15 protein-coding genes are annotated in these 16,406 nt (G+C 33.0%); 4 read left to right on the top strand and 11 right to left on the bottom strand.

Translation table 11 applies throughout. The features are described from left to right. Nucleotides 1-13 precede the first annotated feature (13 nt). From HM984_RS09710 to HM984_RS09735, 6 genes are all read right to left on the bottom strand, one after another. The gene (locus tag HM984_RS09710) at nucleotides 14-2,431 is read right to left on the bottom strand and encodes a glycoside hydrolase family 31 protein (protein WP_115808541.1); all 2,418 of its coding nucleotides are present in this window, start codon (nucleotides 2,429-2,431) and stop codon (nucleotides 14-16) included. 241 nt (nucleotides 2,432-2,672) lie between these two features. Then, nucleotides 2,673-3,527 (bottom strand): hypothetical protein, encoded by an 855-nt coding sequence (locus HM984_RS09715; protein ID WP_115808540.1) that lies wholly within the window; start codon nucleotides 3,525-3,527, stop codon nucleotides 2,673-2,675. Then, nucleotides 3,524-3,931, bottom strand: a complete 408-nt coding sequence (locus HM984_RS09720; protein WP_115808539.1) for a hypothetical protein — start codon at nucleotides 3,929-3,931, stop codon at nucleotides 3,524-3,526. The genes HM984_RS09715 and HM984_RS09720 overlap by 4 nt, the downstream gene beginning before the upstream one ends. A gap of 79 nt (nucleotides 3,932-4,010) precedes the next feature. After that, nucleotides 4,011-5,921, bottom strand: coding sequence for a 1,4-alpha-glucan branching protein GlgB (glgB, locus tag HM984_RS09725; RefSeq protein WP_179349025.1), 1,911 nt, complete (start codon nucleotides 5,919-5,921; stop codon nucleotides 4,011-4,013). Between the two features lie 3 nt (nucleotides 5,922-5,924). Beyond that, a complete protein-coding gene (locus tag HM984_RS09730; RefSeq protein ID WP_179349026.1) occupies nucleotides 5,925-7,190 on the bottom strand; it encodes a glucose-1-phosphate adenylyltransferase in 1,266 nt (421 codons plus the stop codon). 40 nt (nucleotides 7,191-7,230) lie between these two features. Beyond that, nucleotides 7,231-8,637 carry a glycogen synthase gene (locus tag HM984_RS09735; RefSeq protein ID WP_179349027.1) on the bottom strand — a complete coding sequence of 469 codons (1,407 nt, stop codon included), beginning with the start codon at nucleotides 8,635-8,637 and terminating at the stop codon, nucleotides 7,231-7,233. A 166-nt stretch (nucleotides 8,638-8,803) separates the two neighbouring features. Here HM984_RS09735 and msrB point away from each other — a divergent pair, with 166 nt between their 5' ends. The 3 genes from msrB to lpdA all read left to right on the top strand — a co-directional run bounded on the left by msrB (nucleotide 8,804) and on the right by lpdA (nucleotide 11,585). Then, nucleotides 8,804-9,289, top strand: coding sequence for a peptide-methionine (R)-S-oxide reductase MsrB (gene msrB / locus HM984_RS09740; protein ID WP_179349028.1), 486 nt, complete (start codon nucleotides 8,804-8,806; stop codon nucleotides 9,287-9,289). A gap of 220 nt (nucleotides 9,290-9,509) precedes the next feature. After that, a complete protein-coding gene (locus HM984_RS09745; RefSeq protein WP_179349029.1) occupies nucleotides 9,510-10,064 on the top strand; it encodes a DinB family protein in 555 nt (184 codons plus the stop codon). A gap of 144 nt (nucleotides 10,065-10,208) precedes the next feature. Continuing rightward, the gene (gene lpdA, locus HM984_RS09750) at nucleotides 10,209-11,585 is read left to right on the top strand and encodes a dihydrolipoyl dehydrogenase (protein WP_179349030.1); all 1,377 of its coding nucleotides are present in this window, start codon (nucleotides 10,209-10,211) and stop codon (nucleotides 11,583-11,585) included. A gap of 93 nt (nucleotides 11,586-11,678) precedes the next feature. Here lpdA and HM984_RS09755 read toward each other — a convergent pair whose 3' ends face one another. The 5 genes from HM984_RS09755 to HM984_RS09775 form a co-directional block, all read right to left on the bottom strand. Next, nucleotides 11,679-12,107, bottom strand: a complete 429-nt coding sequence (locus tag HM984_RS09755) for a hypothetical protein (protein WP_179349031.1) — start codon at nucleotides 12,105-12,107, stop codon at nucleotides 11,679-11,681. 377 nt (nucleotides 12,108-12,484) lie between these two features. Then, the gene (locus HM984_RS09760) at nucleotides 12,485-13,123 is read right to left on the bottom strand and encodes a porin family protein (protein ID WP_115808532.1); all 639 of its coding nucleotides are present in this window, start codon (nucleotides 13,121-13,123) and stop codon (nucleotides 12,485-12,487) included. 182 nt (nucleotides 13,124-13,305) lie between these two features. Continuing rightward, the gene (locus HM984_RS09765) at nucleotides 13,306-13,788 is read right to left on the bottom strand and encodes an outer membrane beta-barrel protein (protein ID WP_179349032.1); all 483 of its coding nucleotides are present in this window, start codon (nucleotides 13,786-13,788) and stop codon (nucleotides 13,306-13,308) included. Between the two features lie 65 nt (nucleotides 13,789-13,853). After that, nucleotides 13,854-14,276: a type II 3-dehydroquinate dehydratase gene (gene aroQ, locus HM984_RS09770; RefSeq protein ID WP_115808530.1), complete on the bottom strand. Its 423-nt coding sequence runs from the start codon at nucleotides 14,274-14,276 to the stop codon at nucleotides 13,854-13,856. A gap of 166 nt (nucleotides 14,277-14,442) precedes the next feature. Further along, the gene (locus HM984_RS09775) at nucleotides 14,443-15,063 is read right to left on the bottom strand and encodes an outer membrane beta-barrel protein (protein ID WP_179349033.1); all 621 of its coding nucleotides are present in this window, start codon (nucleotides 15,061-15,063) and stop codon (nucleotides 14,443-14,445) included. Between the two features lie 381 nt (nucleotides 15,064-15,444). On the opposite strand from HM984_RS09775, the gene xerA reads away from it, so the two are divergent. Then, entirely contained in the window at nucleotides 15,445-16,353 is a 909-nt protein-coding gene (xerA, locus tag HM984_RS09780; protein ID WP_179349034.1) for a site-specific tyrosine recombinase/integron integrase, read from the top strand. The last annotated feature ends 53 nt before the right edge of the window (nucleotides 16,354-16,406 follow it).

The raw sequence follows: 16,406 nt of genomic DNA on the forward strand, positions 1-16,406 counted from the left end.
AAGTAAATGGTCACTATGAGCTTGACTTTATACCGATTATATGTAGCTCAGAAAAATTCTTATCTACAACAATAGATTCTACTCCATTAACTCTTAAGCTCTTATGAGCTATTTTCTCATTATCTAACTGAACTTCTACAATATCAAATGGTAAACCATGAAATTGAATATTAAAGGTTTGATAAGGTGTTGTAAACTTTCCTTCTTTGTGTTGGTTGATTATTAATTCACTAGATTTCCCTGTCAATTTAAAGTTTCTTAAACTATAACGTCCTTTTGTATAATCGAAACCATCATTAGCATCACTATAGAGTTCACTTTCTTCTTTACCTTTTTTATAATACACATCTAAAGTAACTTCAGTAATTTCCTTTTCACCAACATATTGTTGAATCGGAAACTTAGGAATAATTGCTCCTTCTTTTATAAAAATTGGCATACTATCAATATCAGCATCAACCCACATTTCTTTACCTCCTTTAATGATAGTATCTGTCCAAAAATTATACCAATTCCCTTGTGGTATATACATACGTCTACCTTTAGCATTTGGCTCTAAAACCGGACACGCTAATATTTGTTCTCCAAAAATAAATTCGTCCGTTCTGTAATGTGTTTGTACATCTTCTTGATCGTACAACACTAAAGATTTTAATAAAGGTTTACCATGGTCTGTATAGTTCCAAAAAGCAGTGTACAAGTATGGTAACAATTGATATCTAATTTCAATAAACTTCTTTACAATTGCTGTGACATCCTCATCAAAAGCCCAAGGTTCTTGGTCTCCATGGTCGCCAGAAGAATGTACTCTGAAGAACGGATGAAAGATTCCTAATTGAATCCATCGTGTAAACAACTCTCCTTGTGGTTGCTCTGCAAATCCACCGATATCACTACCAGCAAAAGAGAAACCAGACATCGCCATACGTTGTGCTTGTATATTTGCAATCCAAAGATGCTCCCAAGTTGCCACGTTATCACCTGTCCAAGTTGATGTATAACGTTGTGTACCAGAATAGGCTGCACGTGTAATAACAAATGGACGTTTAGGGTATGAATATTTCTTTAACCCTTGGTAGGTTGCCCTTGCCATCTGCATACCATAAATATTATGAGCTTTTCTATGACTACATGGATTTCCATCATAATCGTGACGCACATCATCTGGGAATGTTTTATTTGGCACTTCCATAACGGCAGGCTCATTCATATCATTCCAAACCCCTTTAATACCGATATCTTCAATTAATTCTTGAAATAATCCAGACCACCAATCTCTCACTTTAGGGTTTGTAAAATCTGGAAAATAACATTCTCCAGGCCAAACTTTTCCTTTCATATAATCACCATCTGCACGTTTACAGAAATAATCGTTTTCTAAAGCTTCCTGAAATACCGAATAATCCTTATCAATCTTAATACCTGGATCTATAATAGCAACAGTTTTAAATCCATCGTCTAACAATTCCTTAACCATACGTTTTGGATCTGGGAAATATTCTTTGTTCCAAGTGAAACAACGGAAACCTTCCATATAATCGATATCTAAATAAATAGCATCACATGGAATTTGAAGTTTTCTAAAGGTTGATGTAATTTCTTTTACTTTACTTTCTGGGTAATAACTCCATTTACATTGGTGAAAACCTAATGCCCAAAGCGGTGGTAAATGGTGTGGCTTTCCTGTTAAATCGGTATAACTTTCTACAACATCCATCATTTTAGGACCATAGAAAAAATAATAATTCATTTCGCCTCCTTGTGCCCAGAAACTAGTAACGCTTCTGCGTTCTTGTGCAAAATCAAAAGATGTTTTAAATGTATTATCAAAGAAAATTCCATAAGCTTTACCATGATGCAAACCTGTATAAAATGGAATCGTTTTGTATATAGGATCTGTATCTTTTCCGTAAGCATACGAATCCGTAACCCAATTACTATAGCGCTTTCCTTTTAGATTTAAATGATTTGGTTTATCTCCCAGACCGTAATAACTTTCACCATCGTTTGATGTTTTACTCATCTTAACGATATTTCCTCCATGCTCATAACTTTCTTCCCAATGAAAACCACTTTCATCTTCATTTATAAGCACACCATCAATGGCATCATAAATAGAGACTCTCATATCTTCTTTAGAAATCTTACATCGCAATTTGGAAGTTAAAATTTCAAAACAATCTGTCTTCTCTTCAATCTCTAATTTGTTATAACCAATACTTGCGTATTTAGTAATAGCGTATGAAAAATCATTATCAAAATTACCAACAGTAGTATATCGAAAACGAAGTAAACTATCTCTAACGACAGTTAACTCTAAAATAACATCATTATCCGCCGTAAAATACAGTTTATCAACGTCCTTTTTAAAATCTATTATTTTTGAAGGAAATAAATTTCCTTTATTTTCTAATTCAGTATTTACAATCATAGGTTAATTTTTTGTCAAAATTACCAACAAAAAAACGGAAAAATTTAAACTTTTGAAAGGCTTAGTTCTCGTTATTGGCAATTGTTGCTAACTATATCGTTTTCGACATGAGTTTTTGCGATTATGTGAATTTTAAAGCGGTATTTAACAGTATTCGTAAAGCCCAATTGCTTCGGTTTTCAAACATTAAAACACGGTTAACAGACCAGATTAAACGAACAAAAAGCACGTGATAATATTATCAATGGTACCCAAATTTAGTCATAATCAATGTGATACAGCCTAAAATAATAAAAACATATAACAGTCTCAATTTAATAGTCTTACATAAATAAAGTCCACTTATAGCTAATAACGAAATAAAGCCTGTTTCTAGTCTTGTCAATAGGATTCCAAAAAGTAGGATAATAAAAATAATATGCGTCCCTATTTTCTTAGGTTTCCATAATAGCGCAACAGCAGCCAAAAATTCGAAAAGTACAGTAAACCAAGCGAAAACACGACTAACAAAACTAAGGTTAGGAAAAACATCCTTTAAAACGATATGTTCCGTAAGATTGGGATTTAACTCTTTTAAACTCATTAAGCTTTCAGAATTCATTTTTGCAATCTCTAAACTCTCAGGAAAAATAGGGAAGAGAAACTTAAATAAGCCACCTAGATTAATAGCATGGTAATAAAAATCACCACTCATAAATTGGTTAGATGTTATTTTTTGAACGACTGAAACCAACAGCACAATCACTAAAAGTAACTGGATGTTTTTTAAAAGAATATCTCCCTGTTTATGATAACTAAAAAGAATCACTGAAAGCACCATAAAAACTAACATAAAATGATGATTAGCAACCCAAAAATAAGCGTAAAAAAGATCTATAATGAGAAGTAATAAAAACACCATCCAAATGATAGGGTGTTTTGTTTTATTTCGAAAAAGGAACCCTGTTATAAGTCCTAAAAAAATGACAGGGATTTTCCACAACTTATGATCTTCTGCTAATATAAAGACATAAGATCCTAATACCAAAAGCAGTAATTGAGACGCTAAAGTAATTTGGTCTTTCAATTTAAGTTTTATGACTGACCAATAGTTCATAATTCTGATTTTTTTAAATGAATTTCATTGGCTAAAATTCTTTTATAAATACCATTTTCTGAATTGACCGTGGGCTTCCAAATTTGTAAATAGACACTATCTTTATTTGTTGTTTTAAGTACCAACTCTGCCGCTTTTCTGATGTTTTCATCATTGGGCATTAGCATTAAATACCCTAAAGTAGATTTCATATTAGGATCATCTTTAATTAAAGAATCAACAGATACCCCTGAAATATGGATTTGATTATAGATGTAATGGATTTCGGTGTACATGCCAAAACCTCCACCTTTCCATCTATTTAGGCTTTGAAAATGGACTAAATATAATTGAATAGCAACAACGATAATAGCAAGGCTAGGGACGCCATATTTTAAGATTAATTCTTGTTTTGCCTTTATCATTTGTTAATTTATTTTAAGCAAAAACCTTTCTGATTTTTTAAAACCAGAAAGGCCCTTATGATAATTACCTTTTTTTATTTTACTTAACGTATCGAAAAGCAACCATTCCTAATGGCGGAATATCGATATCTACCGAATCATCTCTAAAATGCCAAGCGTCTGCTTTGGTCTTGTTTATTTTATTTTTGTATTGACCAGTACCGAAGTATTTTTTTAAATCACTATTAAAAATCTCTTTTAGCTTCCCTTTTCGAGGAACACCTATTTTATAATTTTCTTTAGGAACCGGAGTCATATTACAAGCAATAATAACATCGTCTTTTTCTTCATTTCCTTTTCTAATATAGGTAAATACAGAATTCTCAGCATCACCATGATCTATCCACTCAAAACCTTCTACATCAAATTGTTTTTGATATAATGCAGGCTCTTTTGCATAAAGCGTATTTAGGTCTTTAATGAGTTGCTGTACTCCTTTGTGCGGCTCATATTGTAGTAAATGCCAATCGAGACTCGTTTTAAAATTCCATTCACTACTTTGTCCAAATTCGGCCCCTTGAAATAATAAATTAGTACCAGGATGGGTAAACATATAACTATAAAGCAATCTTAAATTGGCAAAACGTTGCCACTCATCGCCTGGCATTTTACCTAACATGGAACTTTTACCATACACAACCTCGTCATGACTTAACGGTAACATAAAATTCTCTGTAAAGGCGTAGGTCATAGAAAACGACAAATCATTCTGATGGTACTTTCTATATACTGACTCTTTACTAAAATATTGAAGCGTATCATGCATCCACCCCATCATCCATTTCATACCAAAGCCTAAACCTCCAATAGACACAGGTTTAGAAACCATAGGAAATGCTGTAGATTCTTCAGCAATAGTTTGTACATCTGGAAAAGCAGAATACACGGCCTCATTCATTTCTCTTAAAAATGACATGGCTTCCAGATTTTCTCGTCCACCAAACATATTTGGCTCCCATTCCCCATCTTCTCTACTGTAATCTAAAAATAGCATCGATGCTACGGCATCTACTCTAAAACCATCGGCATGATATTGGTCTAACCAAAAAATAGCATTACTGATTAAAAATGATTTTACTTCGTTACGTCCATAATTAAAAATTAAACTTTTCCAATCTTGGTGGTAGCCTTTTTGTTTATCTGGATGTTCATAAAGCGCAGAACCATCAAAAAACCCAAGTCCATGCGCATCTTCAGGAAAATGTGATGGTACCCAATCGAGAATAATCCCAATATCGTTTTGGTGAAATTTATCTACTAATAATTTGAATTCTTCAGGATAACCAAAACGCGATGTTGGTGCAAAGTAGCCCGTAACCTGATAACCCCACGAAGGATCATACGGATACTCCATCACCGGCATAAGCTCAACATGTGTAAAGTTCATGTCTTTTACGTATTGTACTAATTCATCAGCCATTTCTACGTAAGACATAAAACGATTTTCTTCTATCTTCTTTTTCCAAGATCCTAAATGAACTTCGTAAACTGAAAACGGAGCGTCTAAAGCGTTATTCTTTTTACGCTTTTTCATCCATTTTGCATCCTTCCACTTATAGTTATCATCCCAAACAATTGATGCCGTGTTCGGGTTGTGCTCTGCACGCCTAGCATAAGGATCTGCTTTTTCTGTTACTATATCGTTATTACCACTAAGAATCTTGTACTTATACTTGCTACCTTTGCCTGCACCGGGAATGAACCCTTCCCAAATTCCGCTAGAATCCCAACGTACATTTAGTTTGTGTTCGCCCTCGGTCCAAAAATTAAAGTCGCCAATTACAGACACCATTTTAGCGCTAGGAGCCCAGACTGCAAAGTATACCCCCTCTACACCATCTAAGGTCGTAATGTGAGAGCCAAAATTTTCATATAAACGATAATGCTTTCCAGATTTAAATAGATTAATATCAAAATCTGTAAAACGACTGTGTGCTATGACTTCTCCCATAGGTTAAAGTACAAAACCTTTAGGGATAACTGCACCTTTTTTAATGACCACAATACCTTCTTTGACTACATAGGTCTCTGTTTCTGTATCTTCAAGATGAGGACCTCCATTGATTCTTACATCATCCCCAATGCGAACATTTTTATCTATAATTGTATTTTTAATAAAACAACGCTCACCTATTCCTACTAGAATTTCAGTATTATTTTGATAAATTCCTTCTAACGATTCGTAATCATCATTACCCATCATATAGGTATTAATAATCGTAGAATCTTTACCAATACGTGAACGAATACCAATAACTGACTTTTCTATTTTAGCTGCTCCAATAATACAGCCTTCTGAAACTACAGCTCTATCTAAGCTAGTACCTGAAATCTTAGAAGTAGGAAGTATACGCGCATTAGTATATACGCGTTGCTTAGAATCGTAAAGGTTGAATTGAGGTATATCATCAGTTAGTCCAATATTAGCTTCAAAAAATGAATCTATATTTCCAATATCTGTCCAATACCCCTCAAACGGATAACTTACGGTTTTATACTTGTTGATAGACTGTGGAATGATTTCTTTTCCAAAATCTACAGTGCTTTCATCTGCCATAAGCTTAATTAGTAACTCTCTATTGAAAACATATATGCCCATCGATCCTAAATATTCTCGACCTTGATTTCGCATTTCTTCTCCAACATCAGATTTCCAATCAACTAATAAATCTGAAGATGGTTTCTCTATAAACGATGTAATAACATTTTCTTCATTAGACTTTAAAATCCCAAATGATGTTGCATCTTTTGCATTTACAGGATATGTTGCAACAGAAATATCTGCTTTACTTTCTATATGCTTTTGAATAATATCATTATAATCCATTTGATATAATTGATCTCCTGATAAAATTAAAGCATACTCAAATTCGTGTTGCAGAAAATGATCCATACTTTGTCTCACCGCATCAGCTGTACCTTGAAACCATTTATCACTTTTAATAGTTTGCTCCGCTGCAAGTACATCTACAAATGCAGAACTAAAAAAACTAAAATGATACGTATTTTTAATATGTCTATTTAGAGAGGCTGAATTAAACTGCGTTAAGACATACATACGCTTCATATCAGAGTTTATACAGTTTGAAATTGGTATATCAACCAATCTATATTTACCTGCAATTGGGACTGCTGGTTTAGAACGTTTTTCTGTTAATGGATATAGTCGAGACCCTTGGCCTCCTCCTAAAATAATAGACAATACTTTATCGTTTATCATAGCTTATATTTCGTTTTTAGATTAGCGTGAATTCTTTAGTTTAGTTTATTGATTGGTATAGATTTATATAGGCCTTAGCCGAAACCTTCCAAGAATGGTCTATATTCATCATACGTTTTCTATTGGCTTTAAATTCCTTTTCTTGGTTGTAAAAGTCTTTTCCTCTATTGATAGAATGCACTATATCATGCACTGAGACGTCGTTATGACAAATACCAAAACCATGATCTCCTATATCTATTACTGTATCTTTTAGTCCACCAATTCGGCGTACTACAGGCACAGTTCCATACCTTAAGGAATACATCTGATTTAATCCACAAGGCTCTACGCGCGATGGCATTAATAAAAAATCTGCGCCAGCATAAATGATATGCGAGAGTTTTTCATCATAACCAATAAAGGCATTATAATTTCCGGTATGGCGCGGTATTAAATCAAACAATTGTTGCTCAGTTTCTTTAGACCCAGAACCTAAAACAATGACTGATATATCTTTAGAGCGCAATGCATAGTCTAGAGCATGAGGTAAAAGTTCGGCGCCTTTTTCGCCTACTAAGCGACCAATAAAGGCAAATAAAGGTTTGCTTTCATCTAAATTGAATTGAGAACATAACCATTTTTTATTTTCTTTTTTACCAGCTTCAACCGTTGCTTTTTTATAATTTTTAATAATGTACTTATCTGTTTCTGGATTCCAAACATCAGAGTCTATTCCATTTAAAATACCAATGGCTTTAGAATTTTCATGCAACAATAAAGATTCTAGTCCATTCGCGTTATATTTTAATTCTTGCATATAGCTTGGTGATACTGTTGTAACACGCCAAGCACACTTTATTGCTGCAGCTAATGGATTAATCATGCCTTCCCACATTATTAACCCTACTTTTTCAATGTTAAATTTTGGTATTTTATACAAGTTATCATAAGCCATCCAGCCTTGGTACTGTGCATTATGAATTGTAGTTATAACAGGTATTTTATTTAAGGATTCATATTTATAACTTTCTTGAGCCATAAAAGGAATTAAACCAGTATGGTGATCATGACAATGAATAATGTTTGGTTTATGCTCTAAACTCAATATCCAATCTAAAGCCGCAATTTGAAATGCTAAAAAGCGATTGGTATCATTCTCTGTGTAGACGTTCTCAGTGTAAAGTAAATCACCAACATGAACAAAGAATATATCGAAGTCTAAAACCGAGGCATCTTCAATTTTTAAAATAGTATAATTTAACTCGTGGTTACCCAATCTTAAGCTAGCCTCATATACTGACGTGAATTTATGTGATTGCGTAAACTTATTATTATAAAAAGGCATTATAACAGAACTATGCGCACCTATTTCATTTTGGTATTTTGGTAAGGCACCTACAACATCAGCCAAACCACCTACTTTAGCAATAGGATAGCATTCTGCGCTTATATGTATTATTTTCATTAAAAATCTATTCATTAATTGTTGTTGCTGTTAAATTTAACAATAATTAAAATAAAGTCAAGTTTATTTTGAATGTAATTTCAAATAAAAATATCTATCATTTCGTAATGAATAAAACTTCTTAACGACTCAATCAATAAACAACAATTTAAAAAAAAATTAAATTTTGAAAAAGATAGCACTACTTACAATAATTGGTTTATTTCTTAGCTGTAATAGCTCTGCTCAAAAAACCGAAACGAAAGCAAAAGAAACCTTTGAGATTACTAAAACAGATGCCGAATGGAAAGCACAACTTACCGATGCTGAATATAACGTTTTACGAAAAGCAGGAACGGAACGCCCATTCTCTAGTCCTTTAGATAAAAACTACAAAGAAGGTGTTTACCATTGCGCTGCCTGTAACACTCCTTTATTTAAAAGTGAGCACAAATTTGACTCAGGTACAGGCTGGCCAAGTTTTGACCGCGTCATTGAAGGAAATGTTGCCTTCGGTACAGATACTAAAATTGGTTACACCAGAGACGAAGAGCATTGTGCCACTTGCGGTGGTCACTTAGGGCATGTCTTTAATGATGGCCCAAAAGAAACCACAGGTAAACGTCACTGTATTAACGGTGCGGCTTTAAGATTTGTGCCGGCTGAAGATTAATTAGCAAAAGCAAAATTCCATTTTTAAGAATTAACGTTTCTTAATTGTTAGGTCTCTTTTCTCATAACGATCTAAAAGAAACACTATTAAAAATAATCTCAAGCAAGCTTAAGTTTTAAGTTAAGTTTCTAGATTTAAATGGCGATATAACATCAAACTATGGTAAATTATAGTTTATTTGATGTTGTATCGCTAATTTTATAGGACTAAATTCAGTGATATGGATCAGTCTTACTTACCTAGTGTTATCAAACAATTTGAATACTACAAATCTCTTGGCGATAAAACCATCGCGCAACTTTCTTTTGATGACTTACAAAAAGAGTTTGCCCAAGTCTCTAATTCCATCGCCATAATTGTAAAACACCTTGTTGGTAATATGTTGAGTCGTTGGACTCATTTTTTAACTGAAGATGGAGAAAAAGAATGGAGACAACGCGATGACGAATTTAATGATGACTTTAAGTCTAAAGATGAATTACTAGCCAATTGGAATAAAGGTTGGGATTGCCTATTTAAGGCTATCAAACCATTATCCGAAAATCAATTAGAGCAAGTTATTTACATCAGAAATCAAGGTCACACTGTTACTGAGGCTATTAATAGACAAATGATGCATTACGCTTATCATATTGGTCAGGTTGTATTTATTGGTAAATTAATAAAAGGGCCTCATTGGGCATCGTTATCCATAGCCAAAGGACAATCTAAAGGTTATAATATTGATAAGTTTCAGCAAGACAAACAGCGCACACATTTTACGGATGATTTATAGTTGTAACCCCTTAATAACAAGCTCTAAATTCCATATATCAACATAGAAAACACTTATGGCAATTTAAACGTTTTGGAATTTGGCATTTTCTTTTTGGAATTTGTTATTTTTGTAACTTCAAAAATTCAATAAAAAAACTTACCCATGAGTAAATACGATATTATAGTATTAGGAAGTGGTCCTGGTGGCTACGTAACTGCAATTAGAGCGTCGCAATTAGGATTTAAAACTGCTGTTGTAGAAAAAGAAAGTCTTGGTGGTGTGTGCTTAAATTGGGGTTGTATTCCAACAAAGGCCCTTTTAAAATCTGCTCAAGTATTTGAATACCTTAAACATGCTGAAGATTACGGACTTAAAGTTTCTGGTGCTGAACACGATTTTGACGCCGTTGTAAAACGTAGTCGCGGTGTTGCTGAAGGCATGAGTAATGGCGTAAAATTCTTAATGAAAAAGAATAAAATAGACGTTATTGAAGGTTTTGGAACACTAAAGACTGGAAAGAAGATTGATGTTGACGGTACTATCTATTCTGCTGATCATATTATAATTGCTACCGGAGCTCGCTCTCGTGAGTTACCAAGTTTACCACAAGACGGTAAAAAAGTAATTGGCTACAGAGAAGCGATGACTTTAGAAAAGCAACCCAAAAAGATGATCGTTGTAGGTTCTGGAGCTATTGGTGTAGAGTTCGCCTATTTCTACAATTCTTTAGGAACAGACGTTACTATAGTAGAATATTTAGACAAAATAGTACCTGTTGAAGATGACGATGTCTCTAAGCAATTAGAGCGTAGCTTTAAAAAATCTGGTATTAAGATTATGACCTCTGCCGAAGTAACTTCTGTAGATACGTCTGGATCTGGTGTTAAAGCTACTGTAAAAACTAAAAAAGGAGAAGAAGTACTAGAAGCCGATATCGTATTATCTGCTGTTGGTATTAAATCTAATATCGAAAACATTGGTTTAGAAGATGTAGGTATTGCTGTTGATAGAGATAAAATCTTGGTTAACGATTTCTACCAAACTAATATTCCTGGTTATTATGCTATTGGAGATGTTACTCCAGGGCAAGCACTAGCACATGTTGCTTCTGCCGAAGGTATTCTTTGTGTAGAAAAAATTGCTGGTCAGCATGTAGAAGCTTTAGATTACGGTAATATTCCTGGTTGTACGTATTGTTCACCAGAAATTGCAAGTGTTGGTTTAACTGAAGCACAAGCTAAGGAACAAGGTTTAGATGTGAAGATTGGTAAGTTCCCATTCTCAGCATCTGGAAAAGCAAGTGCTAGTGGAGCAAAAGATGGATTTGTTAAAGTAATTTTTGATGCTAAATACGGTGAATGGTTAGGTTGCCATATGATTGGTGCTGGTGTTACCGATATGATTGCAGAAGCTGTTTTAGGTCGTAAACTAGAAACTACAGGTCATGAAGTACTAAAAACAGTGCATCCTCACCCAACAATGAGTGAAGCTGTTATGGAAGCTGTTGCAGCTGCTTATGATGAAGTAATTCATTTATAAGCCCATTCCAACCTTCCCTTTAGGAAGGAGTTCTTATTCGGATGGTTCAATATATTATAAATGCGATTCAAAATTGAATCGCATTTTTTTTGTTTAAAACTTAAGTCCGGATTTTAAAATAAAGCTAGAATTATTGCCATAGTTATAATTGTAACCATAACCTGTGTTATTTATTTGGTAATTAAACCCTGCATTAATAAAAGCATTCTTATTTATATCGTATTGTAAGCCCGTAGATATTGAAACACCTACATCAGAAGACAGACGTTGCTGTACTTTGTAAAAATCTATTTTAGCACCAGACAGCAGACTCAATTTTTCTGATATCTTCACTTTAAATAACAAAGGAACCTCTATTAAGCTCGCTTCAGCATTTAAAAATTCAAACTGACTTGCGGTAAAAGAAACAGTTTTAGTTAAGAAAATCCCATTAACTGCTAAATCCCAATTTTGTGACGCTAAATCTTCTTGAAAGGTAGCAAATTGTAAGCTCTGCTGTCCAAAACATGGTGTCGTAGACATTAGATACATACTTAAAAAAGTAATAAGGCATATCTGGTGTTTTAAAGAAAATGTCATGGAGTCAATAGTTATAGCACTATCAAAAATAGCTCATTTTCAATTATATCAAACAACTGCTTAGTTATAAATTAGTTAAATAATCTTAATACGTAATTTAAAGTTAAAAAGGGAACTTTAACACCGCTGTTAATCTCTTTTCGAATAATGGCCTTTCACTGATACTAAAATCGTGTAGCCTACTCCAAAACCTATGCTTCTATTTTTACCAAATTAGAAGGATAGCATTTCTATTATATTCAAAGGTTTAGCTGTAAAAAACAAAAAAGTTCCAGATAATTCTGAAACTTTTTTTATGCTATTTTTTTAGGATGGCTAGATTAAAACATGAATCCAACACCAAATTGCCAAACTTCATTTTTTCCATCTACGTTTTCAAATAAAGTATCGTCTTCAAAAATACTAGTTAAGCCCATTGTATAACGTGCACTTAAAAAGAAACCACTATCAAATTTATACGAGGTTCCTAATGCTAAACTGGTGTCAAAATCCTTAACGTAAGAATCGTCTTCATCAATTTCAAAATCTCCACCATCAGAATTTGGTTCTAAATCAAATTCTTCGTGAATCTTAAATCCAAATTGTGGACCCGCCTCTACACTTAATCCTTTTACTAAATACACTTTAAGTAATAATGGTACTTGAATATAATCTAGTTGATATTCTACATTTTGATCGGTATCAAAAACGTTATCCTGATCTCTTTCTAAGATATCAAAACCTTGTCCTGAATAAAATACCTCTGGCTGAAATGAAATACGCTCAGAAAGTGGAATTTCTGCAATTAAACCAGCATTGAAACTTGTTCTTGAATCCACATCATCAAAATCGTCACCAGTAAGTTTAGAAAAGTTAACACCTCCCTTGGCCCCTAGCTGAATCGTTTTTGAATCTGATTGCGCACTAACAGATGTTAATGCAAATAAAAATGCTCCTGTAAAAACTATTAATTTCTTCATAATTTATGATTGTTTTATTGGGTTTAAAACAACAAAACTAATAGCCAAAACAGCAGTAACAATAAGGCTTAACAGCAGTTTAACAAGTTTTAAGATTTACCTAAAAAACAATCGGGAATGTTTAATAATTACATCAACTCAATGACTAAAATCATTGACTCTATTGAAGAAATTATCGGAATTCACAAGCGATACCCCAAACCTAAAAACAACCCATTTGGAGTAATTTCTTGAAAACCTATGGTGTATTTCATGTGTAAATCTACACTCGGAGTAAAATTATAAGCAAATCCTAAATCAGCTCTAATTTTAAGTTTCGCATTAAAAAAATCGAAGAAATAATTGATACTCGGACCGACGAGAATGTTAAAACGTTCGTCTATATTATATTTTAAATATATGGGCGCATTCAAAAAATTAAAATCGCCGAGACTTATAAAAAGTAATTCGGGTTGTAGGTGAAAATCGTTTTCTACTTCAAAATCGGCAAACGCACCCGCATAAAATCCTAGTTGTACATCTGTATTCTCTCCAAAATTGGACTCCACCACTTTAAAAAAGGTAAAATTAAGTCCACCTTTAATACCAAATTCAGTTTGAGCTTGAACACCAAACGAGCTACTTATAACACTAAAAATTAATAGGATTTTAATAAGATTCTTCATGCAAATCAATTTAAATAGTTTCAAAAATTACAGTTCTCAATTCTTTGAGATTATTATAGTAAGCGTTAATTAGAGGTAAAACTCTCTATAGCTAACTCATAACTCTGTAAACCAAAACCTAAAATAACTCCTTTAGCATTAGGAGAGATAAATGATTTATGTCTAAATTTTTCTCTTGAAAATGTATTAGAAATATGCACTTCTACAACTGGAGTTGTAATAGCTTTAACGGCATCACCAATACCTACAGACGTGTGTGTATAAGCTGCTGCATTTAAAATAACACCATCATAAGTAAAACCAACCTCTTGTATTTTATCTATAAGTTCGCCTTCTATATTAGACTGAAAATGCTCTAGAGCGACATTAGGATACTTTTCTACAACAGAATCAAAAAACTCCATAAAAGTGAGGTTACCATATATATTGGTTTCGCGCTTACCTAATAGATTAAGATTAGGACCGTTGATGATAATTATTTTTTTCATATGTTTTTCTATTTTTTAATTAACGTCACATGCTGTGTGCTATTAAACACTTCATTTGAGACAAAACTCTCAACATGCTAGTTTCATGTAGTAAATATATAAAATATGCGCATAAAAAAACCGAAGCAGATGCTTCGGTTTTTAATATAATAAATTGTTTTGTGTCTTATAACTTGAATAAGATACCAAAAGCAGCATTACCACCAAATGGGTTAGCAACATCACCAAAACCTAAGTTAAAGTTTGAAGTAGCTTCTGCTCCATCGTAATCACCTTTTTCAGTTGAGAAAGATAATACATTCTTTAAACCGAATGTTAAAGCGATTTTTTCAGTTACGAAATAATTGATACCTAAATCTAAACCTGCATTTACAGAATTGAAAGCTACATCAGATAATTTATCTTTATCATTATTGTAAGCAACTCCAAATTCAGTATAAGTTTTAAAACGCTCACCTAAATCTAAAAAGTAATAACGTGCAAATACGCCTACTCCAAAACCATTTCTTTCAGCAATATCAACACCATTATCTTCTGTTTTTGAAGAATTGAAAGACAACATACCACCAATAGCTAAATCTTCGCTCATGAAATACCCTACTTTTGGGCTAACATTAAAGCTATTAGACTTTAATTCAATTTCTTTATCATTTGTACTGTTAAAACCAACCATACCTTCAATAAAGATATCACCTTCAGTAAAACCAAAAGTCTTAGCTTCTTCTTGTGCACTTACACTTGTAAATCCTAATACTGCAACTGCAGCTGTAAACAATAATTTTTTCATAATTTAAGTTTAAATTTGATAATTAATTTGGTCGGCAAAAGTAGACTTTACTCCCATAGTACAAATCCTAATTATGTTAAAAAATAGTGCGTTTCATCGATAATAATTCTATTTTCATCTGTAAAATTAGCTAAATAGCTCATTTCTAAAATATAAAAATTTTCTACTTCCCTCTATTTATTCCTTAGAGTTAGTTAAAACTTGGATTATGAATCGACATCATTATTAGGTTGTTATTCAAACAAAACAAGAGAGGATCTTTACCGCTTTAATAGTTGTAGTTTATTACAAGTTTAAATTAGTAATCATTTTAACTAAAAAGCAAGATAAAATAGATGCTGCTTTTACACCTTTATATATCGCAAATTACTATTTTTAACCATGAATTGGCAACAAGCATTAACGGATTACAAACACTATCTTAGAATAGAACGTGGCTTGTCTCATAACTCTATTGAGAATTATAGTTACGACATTAAAAAACTCATATTATATATTGAAACACATGCCATAAAAGTATCACCTATTACCATAGACATTCATACAGTTAAAGATTTTATTTATTCCGTATCAAAAAGCCTAAATCCAAGATCGCAAGCGCGGTTAATTTCGGGGCTTCGTAATTTCTTTGATTACCTCATTTTTGAAAATTACAGAACAACCAATCCTTTAGATTTAATAGAATCCCCTAGAATAGGTAGAAAGTTGCCCGATACCTTATCGATTTCTGATATTGACAACCTCATTAAAGCCATCGATTTAAGTCACCAATATAATGGAGTCAATCTTGGCGAACGCAATAGAGCTATTATTGAAACCTTATATAGTTGTGGTTTGCGCGTTAGCGAATTAATAGAATTAAAAATTTCGGATCTATTTTTTGAAGAAGGCTTTATTAAAGTTACCGGTAAAGGAGACAAACAGCGTTTTGTACCCATTGGAGGAACCACTCAAAAACTCATTAATATCTGGCTTGCGATTAGGAACCATATTGATGTACAACCCCATTCTAAAGACATCGTCTTTTTAAATTATAAAGGAGGAAAACTGACACGAGCCATGATATTTACCATCATAAAAAAGCTTGTAGAAAAAACCGGATTACAGAAAAATGTATCACCACACACCTTTCGGCATTCCTTTGCTACACATTTATTAGAAAACGGTGCAGACCTTAGAGCTATACAAATGATGCTTGGTCACGAAAGCATTACTACCACTGAAATATATATGCACGTCGACCGCTCACATTTAAGTGATATACTAAATAAGTACCACCCAAGAACATAATGTAAAAAAACATCATTATTTTTGTGACAATCGTATTGCTTTGGTGTCTTAAA

The sequence above is a fragment of the Winogradskyella pacifica genome (assembly GCF_013403915.1).
Lineage (GTDB): Bacteria > Bacteroidota > Bacteroidia > Flavobacteriales > Flavobacteriaceae > Winogradskyella > Winogradskyella pacifica.